Source organism: Candidatus Karelsulcia muelleri PSPU, assembly GCF_000829155.1.
GTDB classification, from domain to species: domain Bacteria; phylum Bacteroidota; class Bacteroidia; order Flavobacteriales; family Blattabacteriaceae; genus Karelsulcia; species Karelsulcia muelleri_A.
In genome coordinates, this window is sequence record NZ_AP013293.1 from 46,027 (window position 1) to 62,025 (window position 15,999).

The window sequence follows — 15,999 nt, forward strand, 5'->3', positions numbered from 1 at the left end:
ATTAATTTTTAAATGTAAAATTATTAATTAATGTTAATACAACATTATTTAATATTGATCTAATTTTATTATTTAATTTACCTTTTTCTAATAAATTTATTATTTCGGGATAATTTTCATTTAAATTATTTAAATAAATTTTTTCAAAATTTTTAATTTTATTAATTGGTATCTCTTTAAGAAGATTATTTGTACCAGCATATATAATTGCTATTTGATTTCCTAATCTATAAGGAGAATTAATTGATTGTTTTAATATTTCTATATTTCTTTTTCCTTTTTCAATAATATTTTTTGTAATAAAATCTAAATCAGAACCAAATTGAGAAAAAGATTCTAATTCTCTAAATTGAGCTTGATCTAATTTAAAAGTACATGATATTTTTTTCATTGATTTAATTTGTGCTGAAGCACCTACTCTTGAAACAGATATACCTTCATTTATTGCAGGACGTATTCCTGAATTAAAAAGATTGGTTTCTAAAAAAATTTGGCCATCTGTTATTGATATAACATTTGTAGGAATGTATGATGATACATCACCAGATTGTGTTTCTATTATTGGTAAAGATGTTAAAGAACCCCCACCTAAAATTTTTGTTTTTATACTTTTTGGTATGTCATTCATTTTAGATGCAACTTTGTTATCACTTATTATTTTAGATGAACGTTCTAATAAACGTGAATGTAAATAAAAAATATCACCTGGATATGCTTCTCTTCCAGGAGGCCTACGTAATAATAAAGATATTTCTCTATATGCTACGGCTTGTTTAGATAAATCATCATATATAATTAAAGAGGAACGTCCAGTATCTCTAAAAAATTCACCTATTGCCGTACCAGAAAAAGGAGCAAAAACCTGCATTGCAGCAGAATCTGAAGCATTTGCAGTTAATATAACTGTATATGAGAGAGCCTCATTTTTTTCTAATAATTTAACTATACTAGCTAGAGTTGAAGCTTTTTGACCAATTGAGACATAAATACAATAAACTGGATTTTCCATATCCTTAAATTTTTTTTGATTAATTATAGTATCTATAGCTATAGTTGTTTTTCCAGTTTGTCTATCTCCTATTATTAATTCTCTTTGCCCTCTTCCTATAGGTATCATAGAATCTATACATTTTATACCAGTTTGTAGAGGTTCTATTACAGGTTCTCTAAAAATGACCCCTGGGGCTTTTCTTTCTAATGGCATTAAAAAAACTTCTCCAGAAATAGGTCCTTTTCCATCAATAGGAACCCCTAAACTATTTATAACACGACCTAACATACCTTCTCCCACATTTATAGAAAATATCATTCCGGTTCTTATAACTTTATCACCTTCTTTTATTCCTTTAAAAGGATCAATTAAGATAATTCCTACATTTTCTTCTTCTAAATTAAGAACAATTCCTTTTATTTGATTTTCAAATTCAACTATTTCTCCATAAATTGCATTATTTAATCCATAAACATTAGCGACTCCATCTCCTATATTAATTATTATTCCTGATTCAATTATATCATTTTTATAATTAAAATCTGAAATTTTTTTTTTAATTAAAACTGATATATCAGCATAATGTTTTTTTAACATAAAGATTATTATGTTTTTTTAAAAAATTATTAATTGTAAAATTATAATAATTAAAGTTTTTTTTAATAATAAATCCGCCAATTATATTGGTATTAATATAATTATTTATAATTATTGTTTTTTTTTTATAAAGGTAAACTTTTTTTTGTGTTAAAAAAACATTATATATTAATATATTAATTTTTTCTTTTGAAAAAAGAAAAATATTATCTATTTTATATTTAGATTTAAACAATATAATATAATTAAAAAGAATATTAATAAATAAAAAATTTAAATTATTTTTAATAATTAAATTAATTAATTTTAAAATTAAAAAGTTTTTTTTTTTAAAAAAAGAACTAAAATATTCATTTTCTAAAAATGAATATTTTATAAAATTATTTAGAATAGGGTTATATTTTATAATAAATAAAATTTTTTCTATTTCATTTTTTATAAAAATTTCTTTCTTATAAGAAGAAACATAAAAAAAAAAACAATTAACATTTCTTTTAACAGAAATTTTATATTTTAAATTCATTTTTAATAAATTATATTTTGGATTAAATCTTTAACAAAAAAATTATTTTTTTTTTTTAAAATTCTTTCTGAAAGAATAATAGAATTATTTAATATTTCTTTTTTAAATTCTTCTAAAGCCATTTTTTTATTATTATTTATTAATAAATTTGTTTTTTTTATTAAAGAATCACATATTAAAATTGCTTTTTTTTTAGCTTCTTTTTCAATTTTTTTTTTTCTTTTAAAAGCTTCATTTATAATTAAATTTTTCATTATTTCAGTTTTTTTTATTATTTGATTTTTTTTATTTTTTATTTCTTTTATTTGATTTTTTTTTTTTTTTGCATCATTTATTGAATCTAAAATAAATTTTTCACGATTTTCTATAAAATTATTGATTGGTTTCCAAGCAAAACTGCTAAGTAAAATAAATGAAATTAAAAATATTATTGATTGCCAAAATATTAAACCTAAAGCAGGCGTCATTAAATCCATATATCATATTTAATTATTTTAATACGGCTAATAAAGCCGTTACTATTCCAAATAAAGATGCTCCTTCTAGAAGAGCTGCAGATATTATCATAGCAGTTTGTATTTTATTTGAAGCTTCTGGTTGCCTTGCTATGGCTTCCATAGCAGAACCTCCAATTTTTCCTATGCCTAATCCTGCACCTACTACTGCTATTCCGGCACCTAAAACAGATAATCCGACAAAATTTGAATCCATAAATTAAAAAAATCTAATGATTAGATTTTAAAATCTACTGAATAAGTGTAATTATAAAAGTTAATTAATCCATTTTCATAGAAATACCTAAAAATAATGCGGATAAAGAAGTGAAAATAAATGCTTGTAAAAAACTTACTAATATTTCTAATAAAAAAATAAAAATAGAAAAAGGTATAGATATAATTATTGAAAATAAATTTTTAAAAATAAAAATTAAAGAGATAAAACTCATTGAAATTATATGTCCTGCTGTAATATTAGCGAATAAACGTATACAAAGAGTTAGAGGACGAATAAATAAACCAAATAATTCAATTGGAATTAATAAAAGTCTTACTAAAAAGGGAATCTCTGGCAGAGTCAAAAAATCTTTCCAATAATCTTTGTTAGCACTAAAAATTATTGTAAAAAATACAATTGTAGATAAAGTGAAAGTAACGCTAATATTTCCTGTAAGATTAGGTCCTGTAGGAATTAAACCTATAAGATTATTTATTAAAATGAAAAAAAATATTGTTAATAAAAAAGGTAAATATAATTTATAATAAGGTTTTCCTATATTAGGAATAGCTATTTTATCTCTTATAAAAAGAATTATATATTCTAAAATGTTTTGAAATTTTGATTTTGGTTGTTTATTTTTATAAGTTAAAGATAATTTAAAAAAAATTAAAAATAAGATAATTAAAGATATTATTAATGCAAAAACATTTTTTGTTATAGAAAAATCCAAAGGATTCTTATTAAGAATATAACCTTTATCATCTATTTCTAAATATCCTTCTGAATTAGTTTTATATATTTTTTCATTAAATAATCTATAATAATTGTTTTTTTTTAAAACTAAGTTTTTTCCTTTATCAAATTTTGATGACAAAAATAATATTAATTTTTTATCAAATAAAATTATAGGTAATGGAATAAAATAATCTTTATCTTTTTTTTTAAACAAATGCCATTTGTGAGAATCTCTAATATGAGATTTAATAAAAAAAGCTGGATTAAAAATTTCTTTATTATTTATCTTTATCTTTTTATAATTTCTCTTATTAGAGATCTCTTTCTTATCTTTATCATTTATTTTTTTATCATTTATTTTTTTATCATTTATTTTTTTATCATTTATTTTTTTATCATTTATTTTTTTATCATTTATTTTTTTATCATTTATTTTTTTATCATTTATTTTTTTATCATTTATTTTTTTATCATTTATTTTTTTATCATTTATTTTTTTATCATTTATTTTTTTATCATTTATTTTTTTATCATTTATTTTTTTATCATTTATTTTTTTATCATTTATTTTTTTATCATTTATTTTTTTATCATTTATTTTTTTATCATTTATTTTTTTATCATTTATTTTTTTATCATTTATTTTTTTATAATTTCTCTTATTAGAGATCTCTTTCTTATCTTTATCATTTATTTTTTTATTAAAAAAAAAATTTCTAGTTTTAGTATCTAAACAAATTAATTGACTAAACCAAAAAAAAAAAATAAATAAAAAATTTAAATTGGTTTTATGTGACATAATTTAAAAAAATTTATTTTTTCTATAAACATAAGTTTTCTAAAACATAAGTATTATTTATATTTTTTTTTTATGAGATCTTTTTAAGAAAGTTAATTATATAAAAATAAATATATAAGATATTTTATGATTAATAAAAAAATTATAGAAAAAATATTTGAAATCTCAAAAGTAGAAGAAGTAATTAGTGATTTTATTTGTTTAAAAAAAATTGGTGTTAATTATAAAGCATTAAGTCCATTTTCTAATGAAAAAAATCCTTCTTTAATAGTCTCTCCATTAAAACAAATTTGGAAAGATTTTAGTTCTGGAAAAGGAGGAAATGTTGTAAATTTCCTTATGGAATATGAAAAATTAAATTTTTTAGAATCAATAAAATATTTAGCTAAAAAATATAACATAGAAATTATAAATTCTTATAAAAACAAATTTATAAATTCTTATAAAGAAAGTATTTTTATAATTAATAATTATGCAAAATTTTTTTTTAAAAAAGAATTAAATTTAAATAAAAAAAGTATTTTTTTTTTAAAAAAAAGAAAATTTAATTTAAAACAATTAAATAAATTTGATATAGGATATGCTCCATATAATTATAATAAATTTACTAATTCAGCTTTAAAAAAAGGATTTAAATTAAAAATTTTAAAAAAAAGTGGATTAATTAATAATAATACAAATAATGATTTTTTTATAAATCGTATTATATTTCCTATACATAGTATATCTGGGTTAATATTAGGATTTGGAGGTAGATCTTTATCAGAAAAAAAAAATATAGCTAAATATTTAAATTCCCCTGAAAGTGAAATTTATCATAAAGGTAATAATTTATATGGAATATATCAAGCTAAAAAATATATATTAAAATATAATTTTTGTTATTTAACTGAAGGATATACAGATGTTATTTCTATGTATAAATTTGGTATAAAAAATGTTGTTGCTTCATTAGGAACTTCCTTAACTTTAAATCAAATTTTTTTAATAAAACGTTTTACAAAAAATATTACTATTATATATGATTCTGATGAATCGGGAATAAATTCTTGTTTACGTTTAATAGATATTCTTCTTGAACAAGAGATTCATATTAAAATTATTTCTTTACCTTTGAAAGAAGATCCTGACTCTTTTTTTAAAAAAAAAAATTATAATAAAATTATAAATTTTTTAAAAAAAAATACATTTAATTTTATTAATTTTAAATTAAATTTTTTTAAAAAAAAAAATTCTAAAAAACAAAAAATTATATTTATAAAAACTATTATAAATAGTTTGTCAAAAATATCAGATCTAATAATTAGAGATCTTTATATAAAAGAAATTTGTATATTATTAAATATTAATGAATCTATTATTTTATCTGAAATAGAATTTTTATTATTAAATAAAAATAAATTTAAAAAAAAATCATTTAATTTTATTTTAAATGAATCTAAAAAATTTAAGACTTTAATAGTTTTAGAAGAAAAATTATTACAAATAAGTTTATTATATGGTAATGTAATAATTACATCAAATAATTATATTCCTTTAAAAGGAAATAAAAAAATAACAATAATTGAAGAATTCATATTTCAAATGAAAATATATAATTTTTGTTTTTATTTAGAAAAACATAAATATGTATTTAATGTAATAAATAAAAAATTAAAAAATAAAAAAACTTTTTTTTTTAACAAAATTTTTTATAAAGATCTAATGAAATTAATATCATTAATTGATCAATATGATTTTGATTTTTTTAATTTAGATAAAAAAAAAATATCTCAATATTTTATTGAAACTTTATTACGATATAAATCGTATTATATATCAAATATCATAAAAAAAAAATTTTTTATTTTAAATAGAGAAAAAAAAATAAACAAAAAATTGTTATTAAAAACAATTAATTTAACTAAAATAAAAAATAATATTAATAAAAAATTAAATATATTAATTTAATTTCAATATCCATTGAATATAATCAGAATTTATTTGTCTTAAAATTAATTTATATTTTTTTATTATAAAATTTATATTATATACATTATAATGTAATAATGTATATAAATAAACATTATTTAATAATTTTATTATAAATTTTTTTTTTAATTTTTTTATTAAAAAATATAAATTATTAAATTTATCTTCTATACAAATAGAAATACTAATTGGAGAATTTTGAATTAAAAAAAAATTAATTTTAAAATATGAAATATATTTAAATATAAAACTAATATCTTTTTCTAAAAAGAAAGAAAATTTTTTTTTCGAAAAAAAAATCAATTTTTGTTGTTTTTTAACAATAAAACAAGATGTAATAACATTATTAATATATTTTGCACTTACAAGGGTACCTTTTTTTTTAGGAAAAATAAAAGAACGAATATATAATGGAATTTTTTTTTCTTTTAAAGGATATAAAGTTTTAGGATGTATAACTGATGCACCATAATAAGATAATTCAAGAGTTTCTTTATAAGAAAGACTTTTAAATATTTTTTTTTTTAAAAAAAATCTAGGATCTGCATTTAATATACCAGGAACATCTTTCCAAGTAGTTTGACTTTCTGCATTTAAACAAAATGAAAAAATTGATGCGGTATAATCTGATCCTTCTCTACCAAAAGTAGTAGTAAAATAATTGTTATCAGCTCCTATAAAACCTTGAGTTATATAAAAAAAATTTTTATTTATTTGTTTTATTTTTTTTTTTGTTTGTTGCCAATTAACGTGTGCTTCACGATATGAATTATCCGTTTTTAGATAATTTCTACAATCTAACCAAAAATTGGGAAATCCTATTAAATTTAAATATTCACTAACTATTTTAGTTGAAATTAATTCACCAGATCCAACTATTTGATCATATATAAAATGATATTTGATTGATTTTTTTTTTTTAAAAAAAAAAATCAATTCATTAAAAAAAAATTTTATATATTTAAAAATAAAATGATTTTTAATAAATAAATTTTTTATTATTTTAAAATGATTTTTATATATATTTAATACTTGTATATATGTATTATTTTTAATAAAAAAATTTTTTACAACTTTTTCAAGTTTATTAGTGTTTTTTCCAATAGCTGAAAGTACCATAATTTTATTATTATTTTTATTAATTTTAATAACTTTAGATAAATTTTTTATTCTTTTATAGTTTTTTATAGAAGATCCTCCAAATTTATATATTTTCATTTTAAATAATTATTAAAATTATAAAATGATTTTTTAAAAAAAAAAAAAAATATATATAAATTTTAATAAAAAAATAAAAATTATTATTTATTTATAAAAGTAAAAATATTAGATCATATGATGATTTCTTTTTTTTTTTTTAAAAAAAATATTATAAAATATATAAGTTTTTTTCAATTATAACTAATATAGTATTAATTATAATGAAAAAGATATTTATTATAAATAAAATAATAAAATTTTTATTAAATAATAAATTTTTATTTAAATAAAAATTTATTATTTGTATAAATAATAATAATATTAAAATTATTAATAATATATATAAATATTGTTTTTCCACTGTTTAAGTTTTAATTAAATTTAAAATATTTTCACTATTAAAAATATAACAAATATTACGTACAAATAATTTTATTGAAAAAGATAATAATATTATTCCAAATAATATTTTAAATATATTTAAATATTCATTATTAATTTTTTTTTCTATAAAAGAAATATGTTTTAGAACAAAATAAACTATTATTAGATTAATAATTAATGATAATAATATGATTTTTATCTCATAATTCTCTGTTAAAGAGATTAAAGTTGTTACAGAACCTGGTCCAGCTATTAATGGAAATGAAATTGGTATAATTGATATTTGTGCACTTTTTTGAATTTTATTAAAATTAATACCTAATATCATTTCTAATGAAATGAGAAATAATATGATTGAACCCGCTAATGAAAAAGAATATATATCAATTCCAAAAATATTAAAAATATAATCTCCTAAAAAGAGGAAAAATAAAAAAATTCCTGATGAAAGGAAAATAATTTGATTTACATTTATTTTAAATCCGGTTTTTAGGTATCCTATAATAATCGGAGCATTTCCTATTATATCTATAATACTAAATATTATAAAAAAACATGTAAAAAATAATTTTATATGTTCCATAATTAATATAATTTTTTTCTTAAAATTTCATATAAAATAATAGCCGTAGAAGTACTAACATTAAGTGAATCTATTTTTCCTTTAATAGGAATATTAATAATATTTTTTTTTTTTTTAAACCAAATATCTGATAATCCTTTGGATTCAGATCCAATTATAATTGCAAAAGATTTATTTTTTATTTTTTTAATAAAAAAATTATTATAAATTTTATTAACTGATGTTGAAATAATTTTAATTTGGTTTTTATTTAACCATGAAATTATTATTTTATAATTAGCTATAAAAATTTGATTGGTAAAAATAGTTCCTAAACTTGAGCGAATAACATTAGGATTGAATATATCTACTTTATTATTACATAATAATATAGCATCTATACCAACAGCATCAGCTGTACGGAATATAGCTCCTAAATTTCCTGGTTTTTCTATTCCTTCTAATATTAAAAATAAAGCAGATAAAGAAATTTTCATATTTTTTATATTTAATTTTTTTTTAAAAAATGAGGCTATAATACCTCCTGTTTTTTTTCTATAAGAAATTTTATTATATAAAAAATATGTTATCATATATTTTTTTATAAAAAAATTAGAAATAAATTCATATTTACATATTTTATTATATATTAATATATACTCTGGTATATAATTAGCTATTAAGGCCATTTTAATTTCTTTAAGTCCTTCAACAGAAAAAGAATTATTTAATTTTTTTTTTTTTTTAATTTTTTTTAATTTATAAAAATATTTAAAAATATTATTTTTAATACTAAATATTATCATTTGTGTTGTTTTTTTTCTATTTAAGAATAGAATCAACTAAAAAATCTCCTACTTGTTTAGTAGAAAAAAATTTTTTAGAATTTATGTCTTTAGTCAAAATTCCATTTTTAATTGAATTATTTACAAGTTTATTTATTAATAAACTTTCTTTATTCATTTTAAAATCTTTTAACATCATAGAAACAGATAATATAGATCCTAATGGATTTGCAATATTTTTTCCAGCAGCTTTTGGATATGATCCATGTATAGGTTCATACATAGAAGTTTTTTTCCCAATAGAAGAAGAAGGTAATAATCCTAATGATCCAACTATTGCACTAGCTTCATCTGAAAGAATATCTCCAAACATATTTTCAGTTAATAATATATCAAATTGTTTAGGATTAATAATCATTTGCATAGAAGCATTATCTATAAAGAGATAATCTAATTGTACTTCTTTAAATTTTAAATTTATTTCTTTTAAAGTTTCACGCCATAATCTAGAAGTAGCTAAAACATTTGCTTTATCAACTAATGTTACTTTTTTTTTACGTTTTAAAGCTGCTTTAAAAGCACGTATTGCGATACGTGAAATATTTTTTTTATTATAATTACATATATCATATGCTTTATTTCTATTTTTAGAGATTCCTTTTTTACCAAAATATATACCATTAGTAAGTTCTCTATATATAATAAAATCTACGTTTTCTATATAGGCTTTTTTTATTGGAGATTTTTTAAGTAAAGATTTATAAACTTTAATAGGTCTTATATTACAATATAACCCCATTTTTTTTCTAAGTTTTAATAAACCTTGTTCAGGTCTAATTTTTAAATTAGGATTATTATCATATTTAGGATCTCCTATAGCTCCAAACAAAATAGAATCACATCCTAAACAAGTATCTAAAGTATCCTTTGTTAAAGGAATTCCTGTTTTTTTTATAGAAATGCCTCCTATTAAACATTTATGATAAATAAAATTATGATTATATTTTTGACCTATAGCATCTAATATTTTTAAAGATTGATTAATTACTTCTGGTCCTATACCATCTCCTGATAAAACAGCTATATTTTTTTCCATTTAATTATAAAATTTTTTTTTTTATAAATTTAATTATAAAAATTTTTTTTTTCAAAAAATTTTATTTTTTTTTTAAAACTTAAAAGAAATTCAATATCATCATATCCATTTATAAAACACTTTTTTTTATAATCATCTATTTTAAAAGATTCTTTATTATTTTCAATTTTTACATATTGATTTTCAATATTAATTTCAAAAATTAAATTATTATTTAAATAAAGTTTTTTTAAAATTAAATTTAAAAACGTTTTTTTTAGTTCTATAGTTAATAATCCATTATTTAAAGCATTTTGTTTAAAAATATCAGCAAAAAAATTTGATATTACAACTTTAAATCCATAATCTTTAATTGCCCACGCTGCATGTTCTCTACTAGAACCACATCCAAAATTTTTTCCAGTTATTAATATTTTTCCAGAATAATTTTTATTATTTAATATAAAATTTTTATTTATTTTTCCATTTGAATTATATCGCCAGTCTCTAAATAAATTTTTTCCAAAATCTGATTTAGTTGTTAATTTTAAAAATCTAGCTGGTATAATTTGATCAGTATCTATATTTTCTAGATCTAAAGGAACTGCTGTACTAAATAAAGTAATAAATTTTTCCATATATAATTTATTTAATTGGATTATTTTTTAGATATTCTGTAATATTAACAATTTTACCTTCAATAGCTGTAATTGCTGCAACTAAAGGACTAGCTAACAAAGTACGTGCTCCTTTTCCTTGACGTCCTTCAAAATTTCTATTTGATGTAGATAAACAATATTCACCATAAGGAATTTTATCTTCATTCATTCCTAGACAAGCTGAACAACCAGGTTGACGTAATTCAAATCCTGCATTTAATAAAATTAAATTAATTCCAGAATTAATAATTTTTTTATATACTTGTTTTGATCCAGGTACTACTAGAACATAAACATTATCTGCTTTTTTTTTATTTTTTATAATTTTAGAGATTAATCTAATCTCTTCTATTCTAGAATTAGTACAACTTCCAATAAAAACATAATTTATTTTTAATCCTAATAAAGAGTTTCCTTCTCTAAATCCCATGTATTTTAAAGATTTAATTTTAATTTTTTTTTTATTTTTAATTTTTTCTATTGGAATAGTATCAGATATATTTATACACATACTTGGATTAGTTCCATATGTTATCATAGGATAAATATGATCTGAATTAAATTCATATTCTTTATTAAAAATAGCTTTTTTATCTGTTTTCATTTTTTTACATAAAATTTTTAATTTTTTAAATTCTTTTTCTTTTGGAGAAAAAAAATTATATTTTAAATAGTTTAAAGTAGTTGCGTCGGGTTCTATTATTCCTCCTCTAGCCCCCATTTCTATACTCATGTTGCACACAGTCATTCGTTCTTCCATATTCATATTTTTAAATACAGATCCACTATATTCTATAAAATAACCTGTCCCTCCATCTGGACCTAATTTATATATAATATATAAAATTATATCTTTTGCAGATACTCCTAAATTTAAATTTCCTGTTAATTTTATTCGCATTTGTTTGGGTTTACTTTGTAATAAACATTGAGTAGCCATTACCATAGCAACCTGACTAGTTCCTATACCAAATGCTATACAACCAAATGCTCCATGAGTAGAAGTATGACTATCTCCACAAACTATTGTCATTCCAGGAAGAGTAATTCCAAGTTCAGGACCAATTACATGTACTATTCCTTGAAAATCATGTTTTAATCCAAAAAATAATATTCCATTTTCATCACAATTTTTTTCTAATGTTTTTATTTGAAATTTAGAAAGAACATCTTTTATTGGTAAATTTTGATTTTTTGTAGGAACATTATGATCTGTAGTAGCTATAATTTTATTAGATCTTAAAATTGAAATTTTTTTATTTTTTAGTTCTTCAAATGCTTGTGGACTAGTTACTTCATGTATATAATGTCTATCAATATATAAAACATCTATTTTTTTATTTAAACTAAAAACTACATGTGATTCCCAAATTTTATCAAAAAGGGTTTTATTCATTATTTAATATTTTTTAATATTTTTTTTAAATCTTCATCATATATTTCTTTTTTTTTATCTGCATATTTTAAATATTTATGATATATTATATTTAATTTTGATTTATTAAATGAATAACCTAATTTTTTATAACGATAAGCTAAAGCTGAACGTCCACTTCTAGCTGTTAAGAGAATAGATGATTTATTAACTCCTACATCTTTTGGATCAATAACTTCATAAGTTTCTCTTTTTTTTATTAATCCATCTTGATGGATTCCTGAAGAATGTGAAAAAGCATTAGCTCCTACTATTGCTTTATTAGATTGTACAAACATACCTGTACATTCAGATACAAATTTACTTGTTTTATATAATAATTTTGTATTTATTTTTGTATAAAAATTCAATTTTTTATGTTGTTTAATTATCATTACAACTTCTTCTAAAGAAGTATTACCTGCTCTTTCTCCAATACCATTAATAGTACATTCTATTTGTTTAGCTCCATTAATTATTCCAGCTATTGAATTTGCAGTAGATAAACCCATATCATCATGACAATGAGTTGATATTGTAACTTTATCTATTGAATTAACATTTTTTTTTAAAAATTTTATTTTTTCAGCATATTCTTCAGGTAAACAATAACCTGTAGTATCTGGGATATTAAGAACTGTTGCTCCTGCTTTTATAACAGCTTCACAAATTTTTGCTAAAAAATTATTTTCTGTACGCCCAGCATCTTCTGCATAAAATTCTACATCTTCTACAAATTTTTTTGCATATTTTACAGCTTCTATTGCTACTTCTATTATTTTTTTAGGAGTACTATTAAATTTATATTTAATATGATATTTAGATGTTCCTATACCTGTATGTATTCTAGGATTTTTAGCATATTTTAATGCTGATGCGGCAACTTCTATATCTTTTTTTACAGCTCTTGAAAGACTACATATTATTGGTTTATATATATATTTACATATTTTTTCAACTGAATTAAAATCTCCTGGACTAGAAATAGGAAAACCTGCTTCGATTATATCTACTCCCATTTTTTCTAATTTACGAGCTATTTTAATTTTTTCTGATGTGTTTAATTGACAGCCCGGAACTTGTTCTCCATCACGTAAAGTAGTATCAAATATTTGAATTCTTTTTTTTTTCATTTTTTTTAATTAAATAATTATCTAAAATAATTGAACTAAAATAGTTTAATATAAAATTTGTAATTATAAATTTATTTGATAATGAATAATAATTAATAATATAAATTATGATTAAACAATATAATGTAATATTTATAAAATTACAACATAGATAATAGTATATATTATTTAAAATAATTTTTGATAAAAAAAAATGTATTATATATAATATAATTTTTATTATAAATAATAAAATATACATTTTAAATACAAAAATATTATCATTATAAAAATAATATATTATATTATAGATAAAAATATCTAATAAAAAATTAGATAATAATTTATTAATCATAATTTTTAATTATATTTATATAAAATATATTATGAAAAATTTAATTAAAGAATTATTTTGGAGAGGATTAATACATGATAGTACTTATAATGAAAAAATAAAAAATGAAATAATTACTTTATATACAGGATTTGATCCTACTTATAAATCTTTACATATAGGCAATTTAGTAGCTATAATTATGTTAATACATTTTCAAAAATATGGTCATAATATAATATCAGTTATTGGAGGTGGAACAGGAATTATTGGAGATCCATCTGGAAAAAATAGTGAAAGAAATTTAATAAAAAAAGAACTTTTAAATTATAATATAAGAAATATAAGAAAACAATTATCTTTATATATAGATTTTAACTTTAAAAAAAGTGAAATATTAAATAATTATGAATGGTTCAAAAAACATTTATTTATTGATTTTGTTAGAGATATAGGAAAAAATTTTTCAATTAATTATATGTTAACAAAAGATTCCATAAAAAAAAGAATTTCTAATAAAAAAAGTATTTCATTTACAGAATTTACATATCAATTATTACAAGCATATGATTTTTTTTATTTATATAAAAAAAAAAAATGTTCATTGCAAATAGGAGGATCTGATCAATGGGGAAATATTACAAGTGGAATAGAACTTATAAGAAAAAAATTAGGAGTAAAAGTAAATGGATTAACATTTCCATTAATTACTAAACTTGATGGATCAAAATTTGGAAAAACTGAAAATGGAGAAAATATCTGGATAGATCCCAATTTAACTTCTCCATATGAATTTTATCAATTTTGGATAAATATTACTGATGATCAAGCAAAACAATATATAAAAATATATACTTTTCTTAAAAAAGAAGAAATAAAAGAAATTATTTATAATCATGAAAAAAACCCAAAATTAAAATTAATTCAAAAAACAATAGCTGATGAAATAACTATTTTTATTCATGGAAAAGAAATTTTTAATAAAGTAAAATTTATATCAAATATTCTTTTTAAAAAAGAAAAATCAATAAAAAAAATAAGTATAAATGATATTATATATATATATAAATATATTCCACATAAAAAAATATATATATATAATAATTTTAATATTCCAATATTAGATTTATTAGTAAATAAAAGTAATTTTTTAAAATCTAAAAAAAAAGCTATTAGACATTTGAAATTAAATTCAATACTTATCAATAAAAAAATTGTAGATGAAAAATTTATTTTAAAAAAAAATGATTTAATATCAGAATCATATGTTCTTTTACAAAAAGGGAAAAAAAAATTTTTTATGATTAAATTTAAAAAATAATTTTTTTTATTTTTATTAATAGTAATAAATTACTTTTTTTTTCAAAAAAAGAAGTAATTTCAATTTGAGATTTTTTTATTAATTTATTAAAACTAATATTATTAGAACCCATAATAATTTTTTTATGTGAAAAACGTTCTACAAAAATTAAAGATCTTATATTAAGAAAATTATCTTCTTCTTTAAAGAATTCTGTTGTTATATTAACGTAATATGGTATTTCTTTATTATATAATAATAATATATTTTTTCTTATAATTTCATTTACAATAAAACGTTCAGATCTATCTGTAATAAGATCTTTAGGATAATATGGAGGATGATAAGGTATCTTATTTATAAGAATATTTATTAATTTATTAATATTAAATTTTAATAATGCTGATATTTCTAATATATAGAAATCAGGATAATTTGATTTTAAATTAAAAATTTCTTTTTTTAAAATAGAATTTTTATATTTATCAATTTTATTTAATAAAATAATTGTAAATTTAAATTTATTAATATTAATTTTTTTAAAAAAAAGTTCGTTATTTTTTCCTATTTCTGTTATATATATTACTATATCGGCCTCAGTTATAGATTTTTTAATCTTCTTTAGAAGAAGACCTGGAGTATCATAAAAAATAATTTGAGAATTATATAAATTTAATATTCCCATTATATTATTACGTGTTGTATTAGCTTTATAGGTAACTATAGAAATATTTTTTCCTATAATAGCATTAATTAATGTGGATTTTCCTACATTAGGATATCCTATAATTTTTACAAAACCAGATTTATGAATCATAAAAAAAAAATATATATTATAAAT

16 protein-coding genes are annotated in these 15,999 nt (G+C 18.4%); 2 read left to right on the forward strand and 14 right to left on the reverse strand.

Annotation, left to right across the window (positions count from 1 at the left end):
• Position 1: 1 nt before the first annotated feature.
• The 5 genes from atpA to atpB form a co-directional block, all read right to left on the reverse strand.
• The gene (atpA, locus tag SMPSPU_RS00200; protein WP_041093726.1) at positions 2 to 1,588 is read right to left on the reverse strand and encodes a F0F1 ATP synthase subunit alpha; all 1,587 of its coding nucleotides are present in this window, start codon (positions 1,586 to 1,588) and stop codon (positions 2 to 4) included.
• Complete coding sequence (locus tag SMPSPU_RS00205; protein ID WP_041093728.1) at positions 1,566 to 2,111, reverse strand: F0F1 ATP synthase subunit delta; 546 nt, start codon at positions 2,109 to 2,111, stop codon at positions 1,566 to 1,568. The genes atpA and SMPSPU_RS00205 overlap by 23 nt, the downstream gene beginning before the upstream one ends.
• A 2-nt stretch (positions 2,112 to 2,113) precedes the next feature.
• Complete coding sequence (gene atpF, locus SMPSPU_RS00210; RefSeq protein WP_041093730.1) at positions 2,114 to 2,587, reverse strand: F0F1 ATP synthase subunit B; 474 nt, start codon at positions 2,585 to 2,587, stop codon at positions 2,114 to 2,116.
• Between the two features lie 13 nt (positions 2,588 to 2,600).
• Complete coding sequence (gene atpE / locus SMPSPU_RS00215) at positions 2,601 to 2,822, reverse strand: ATP synthase F0 subunit C (RefSeq protein ID WP_013315505.1); 222 nt, start codon at positions 2,820 to 2,822, stop codon at positions 2,601 to 2,603.
• A gap of 64 nt (positions 2,823 to 2,886) precedes the next feature.
• Positions 2,887 to 4,362, reverse strand: coding sequence for a F0F1 ATP synthase subunit A (gene atpB, locus SMPSPU_RS00220; RefSeq protein WP_231850134.1), 1,476 nt, complete (start codon positions 4,360 to 4,362; stop codon positions 2,887 to 2,889).
• A gap of 126 nt (positions 4,363 to 4,488) precedes the next feature.
• Between atpB and dnaG the strand changes: the two genes are divergently transcribed.
• Entirely contained in the window at positions 4,489 to 6,312 is a 1,824-nt protein-coding gene (gene dnaG / locus SMPSPU_RS00225; RefSeq protein WP_041093735.1) for a DNA primase, read from the forward strand.
• Here dnaG and SMPSPU_RS00230 read toward each other — a convergent pair.
• From SMPSPU_RS00230 to SMPSPU_RS00270, 8 genes are all read right to left on the reverse strand, one after another.
• Positions 6,304 to 7,551, reverse strand: coding sequence for an aspartate kinase (locus SMPSPU_RS00230; RefSeq protein ID WP_041093737.1), 1,248 nt, complete (start codon positions 7,549 to 7,551; stop codon positions 6,304 to 6,306). The genes dnaG and SMPSPU_RS00230 overlap by 9 nt on opposite strands.
• 346 nt (positions 7,552 to 7,897) lie before the next feature.
• Positions 7,898 to 8,500, reverse strand: coding sequence for a MarC family protein (locus SMPSPU_RS00240; protein WP_041093741.1), 603 nt, complete (start codon positions 8,498 to 8,500; stop codon positions 7,898 to 7,900).
• Between the two features lie 2 nt (positions 8,501 to 8,502).
• Positions 8,503 to 9,285: a TrmH family RNA methyltransferase gene (locus SMPSPU_RS00245; RefSeq protein ID WP_041093743.1), complete on the reverse strand. Its 783-nt coding sequence runs from the start codon at positions 9,283 to 9,285 to the stop codon at positions 8,503 to 8,505.
• 16 nt (positions 9,286 to 9,301) lie between these two features.
• On the reverse strand, positions 9,302 to 10,360 hold the full coding sequence (leuB, locus tag SMPSPU_RS00250; protein ID WP_041093745.1) for a 3-isopropylmalate dehydrogenase: 1,059 nt from the start codon (positions 10,358 to 10,360) through the stop codon (positions 9,302 to 9,304).
• A 29-nt stretch (positions 10,361 to 10,389) separates the two neighbouring features.
• Entirely contained in the window at positions 10,390 to 10,977 is a 588-nt protein-coding gene (gene leuD, locus SMPSPU_RS00255; protein ID WP_041093747.1) for a 3-isopropylmalate dehydratase small subunit, read from the reverse strand.
• Between the two features lie 7 nt (positions 10,978 to 10,984).
• Positions 10,985 to 12,394, reverse strand: a complete 1,410-nt coding sequence (gene leuC / locus SMPSPU_RS00260; protein ID WP_041093748.1) for a 3-isopropylmalate dehydratase large subunit — start codon at positions 12,392 to 12,394, stop codon at positions 10,985 to 10,987.
• Positions 12,394 to 13,545 carry a 2-isopropylmalate synthase gene (locus tag SMPSPU_RS00265; RefSeq protein ID WP_075050667.1) on the reverse strand — a complete coding sequence of 384 codons (1,152 nt, stop codon included), beginning with the start codon at positions 13,543 to 13,545 and terminating at the stop codon, positions 12,394 to 12,396. Before SMPSPU_RS00265 ends, leuC begins: the two co-directional genes overlap by 1 nt.
• Positions 13,517 to 13,879: a hypothetical protein gene (locus SMPSPU_RS00270; protein ID WP_041093750.1), complete on the reverse strand. Its 363-nt coding sequence runs from the start codon at positions 13,877 to 13,879 to the stop codon at positions 13,517 to 13,519. Before SMPSPU_RS00270 ends, SMPSPU_RS00265 begins: the two co-directional genes overlap by 29 nt.
• A 31-nt stretch (positions 13,880 to 13,910) precedes the next feature.
• On the opposite strand from SMPSPU_RS00270, the gene tyrS reads away from it, so the two are divergent.
• Positions 13,911 to 15,179, forward strand: a complete 1,269-nt coding sequence (tyrS, locus tag SMPSPU_RS00275; RefSeq protein ID WP_041093752.1) for a tyrosine--tRNA ligase — start codon at positions 13,911 to 13,913, stop codon at positions 15,177 to 15,179.
• Here the strand turns inward: tyrS and era are convergent.
• Positions 15,169 to 15,975, reverse strand: a complete 807-nt coding sequence (gene era, locus SMPSPU_RS00280) for a GTPase Era (protein ID WP_041093753.1) — start codon at positions 15,973 to 15,975, stop codon at positions 15,169 to 15,171. The two genes, tyrS and era, sit on opposite strands and share 11 nt — an antisense overlap.
• Positions 15,976 to 15,999: the final 24 nt, after the last annotated feature.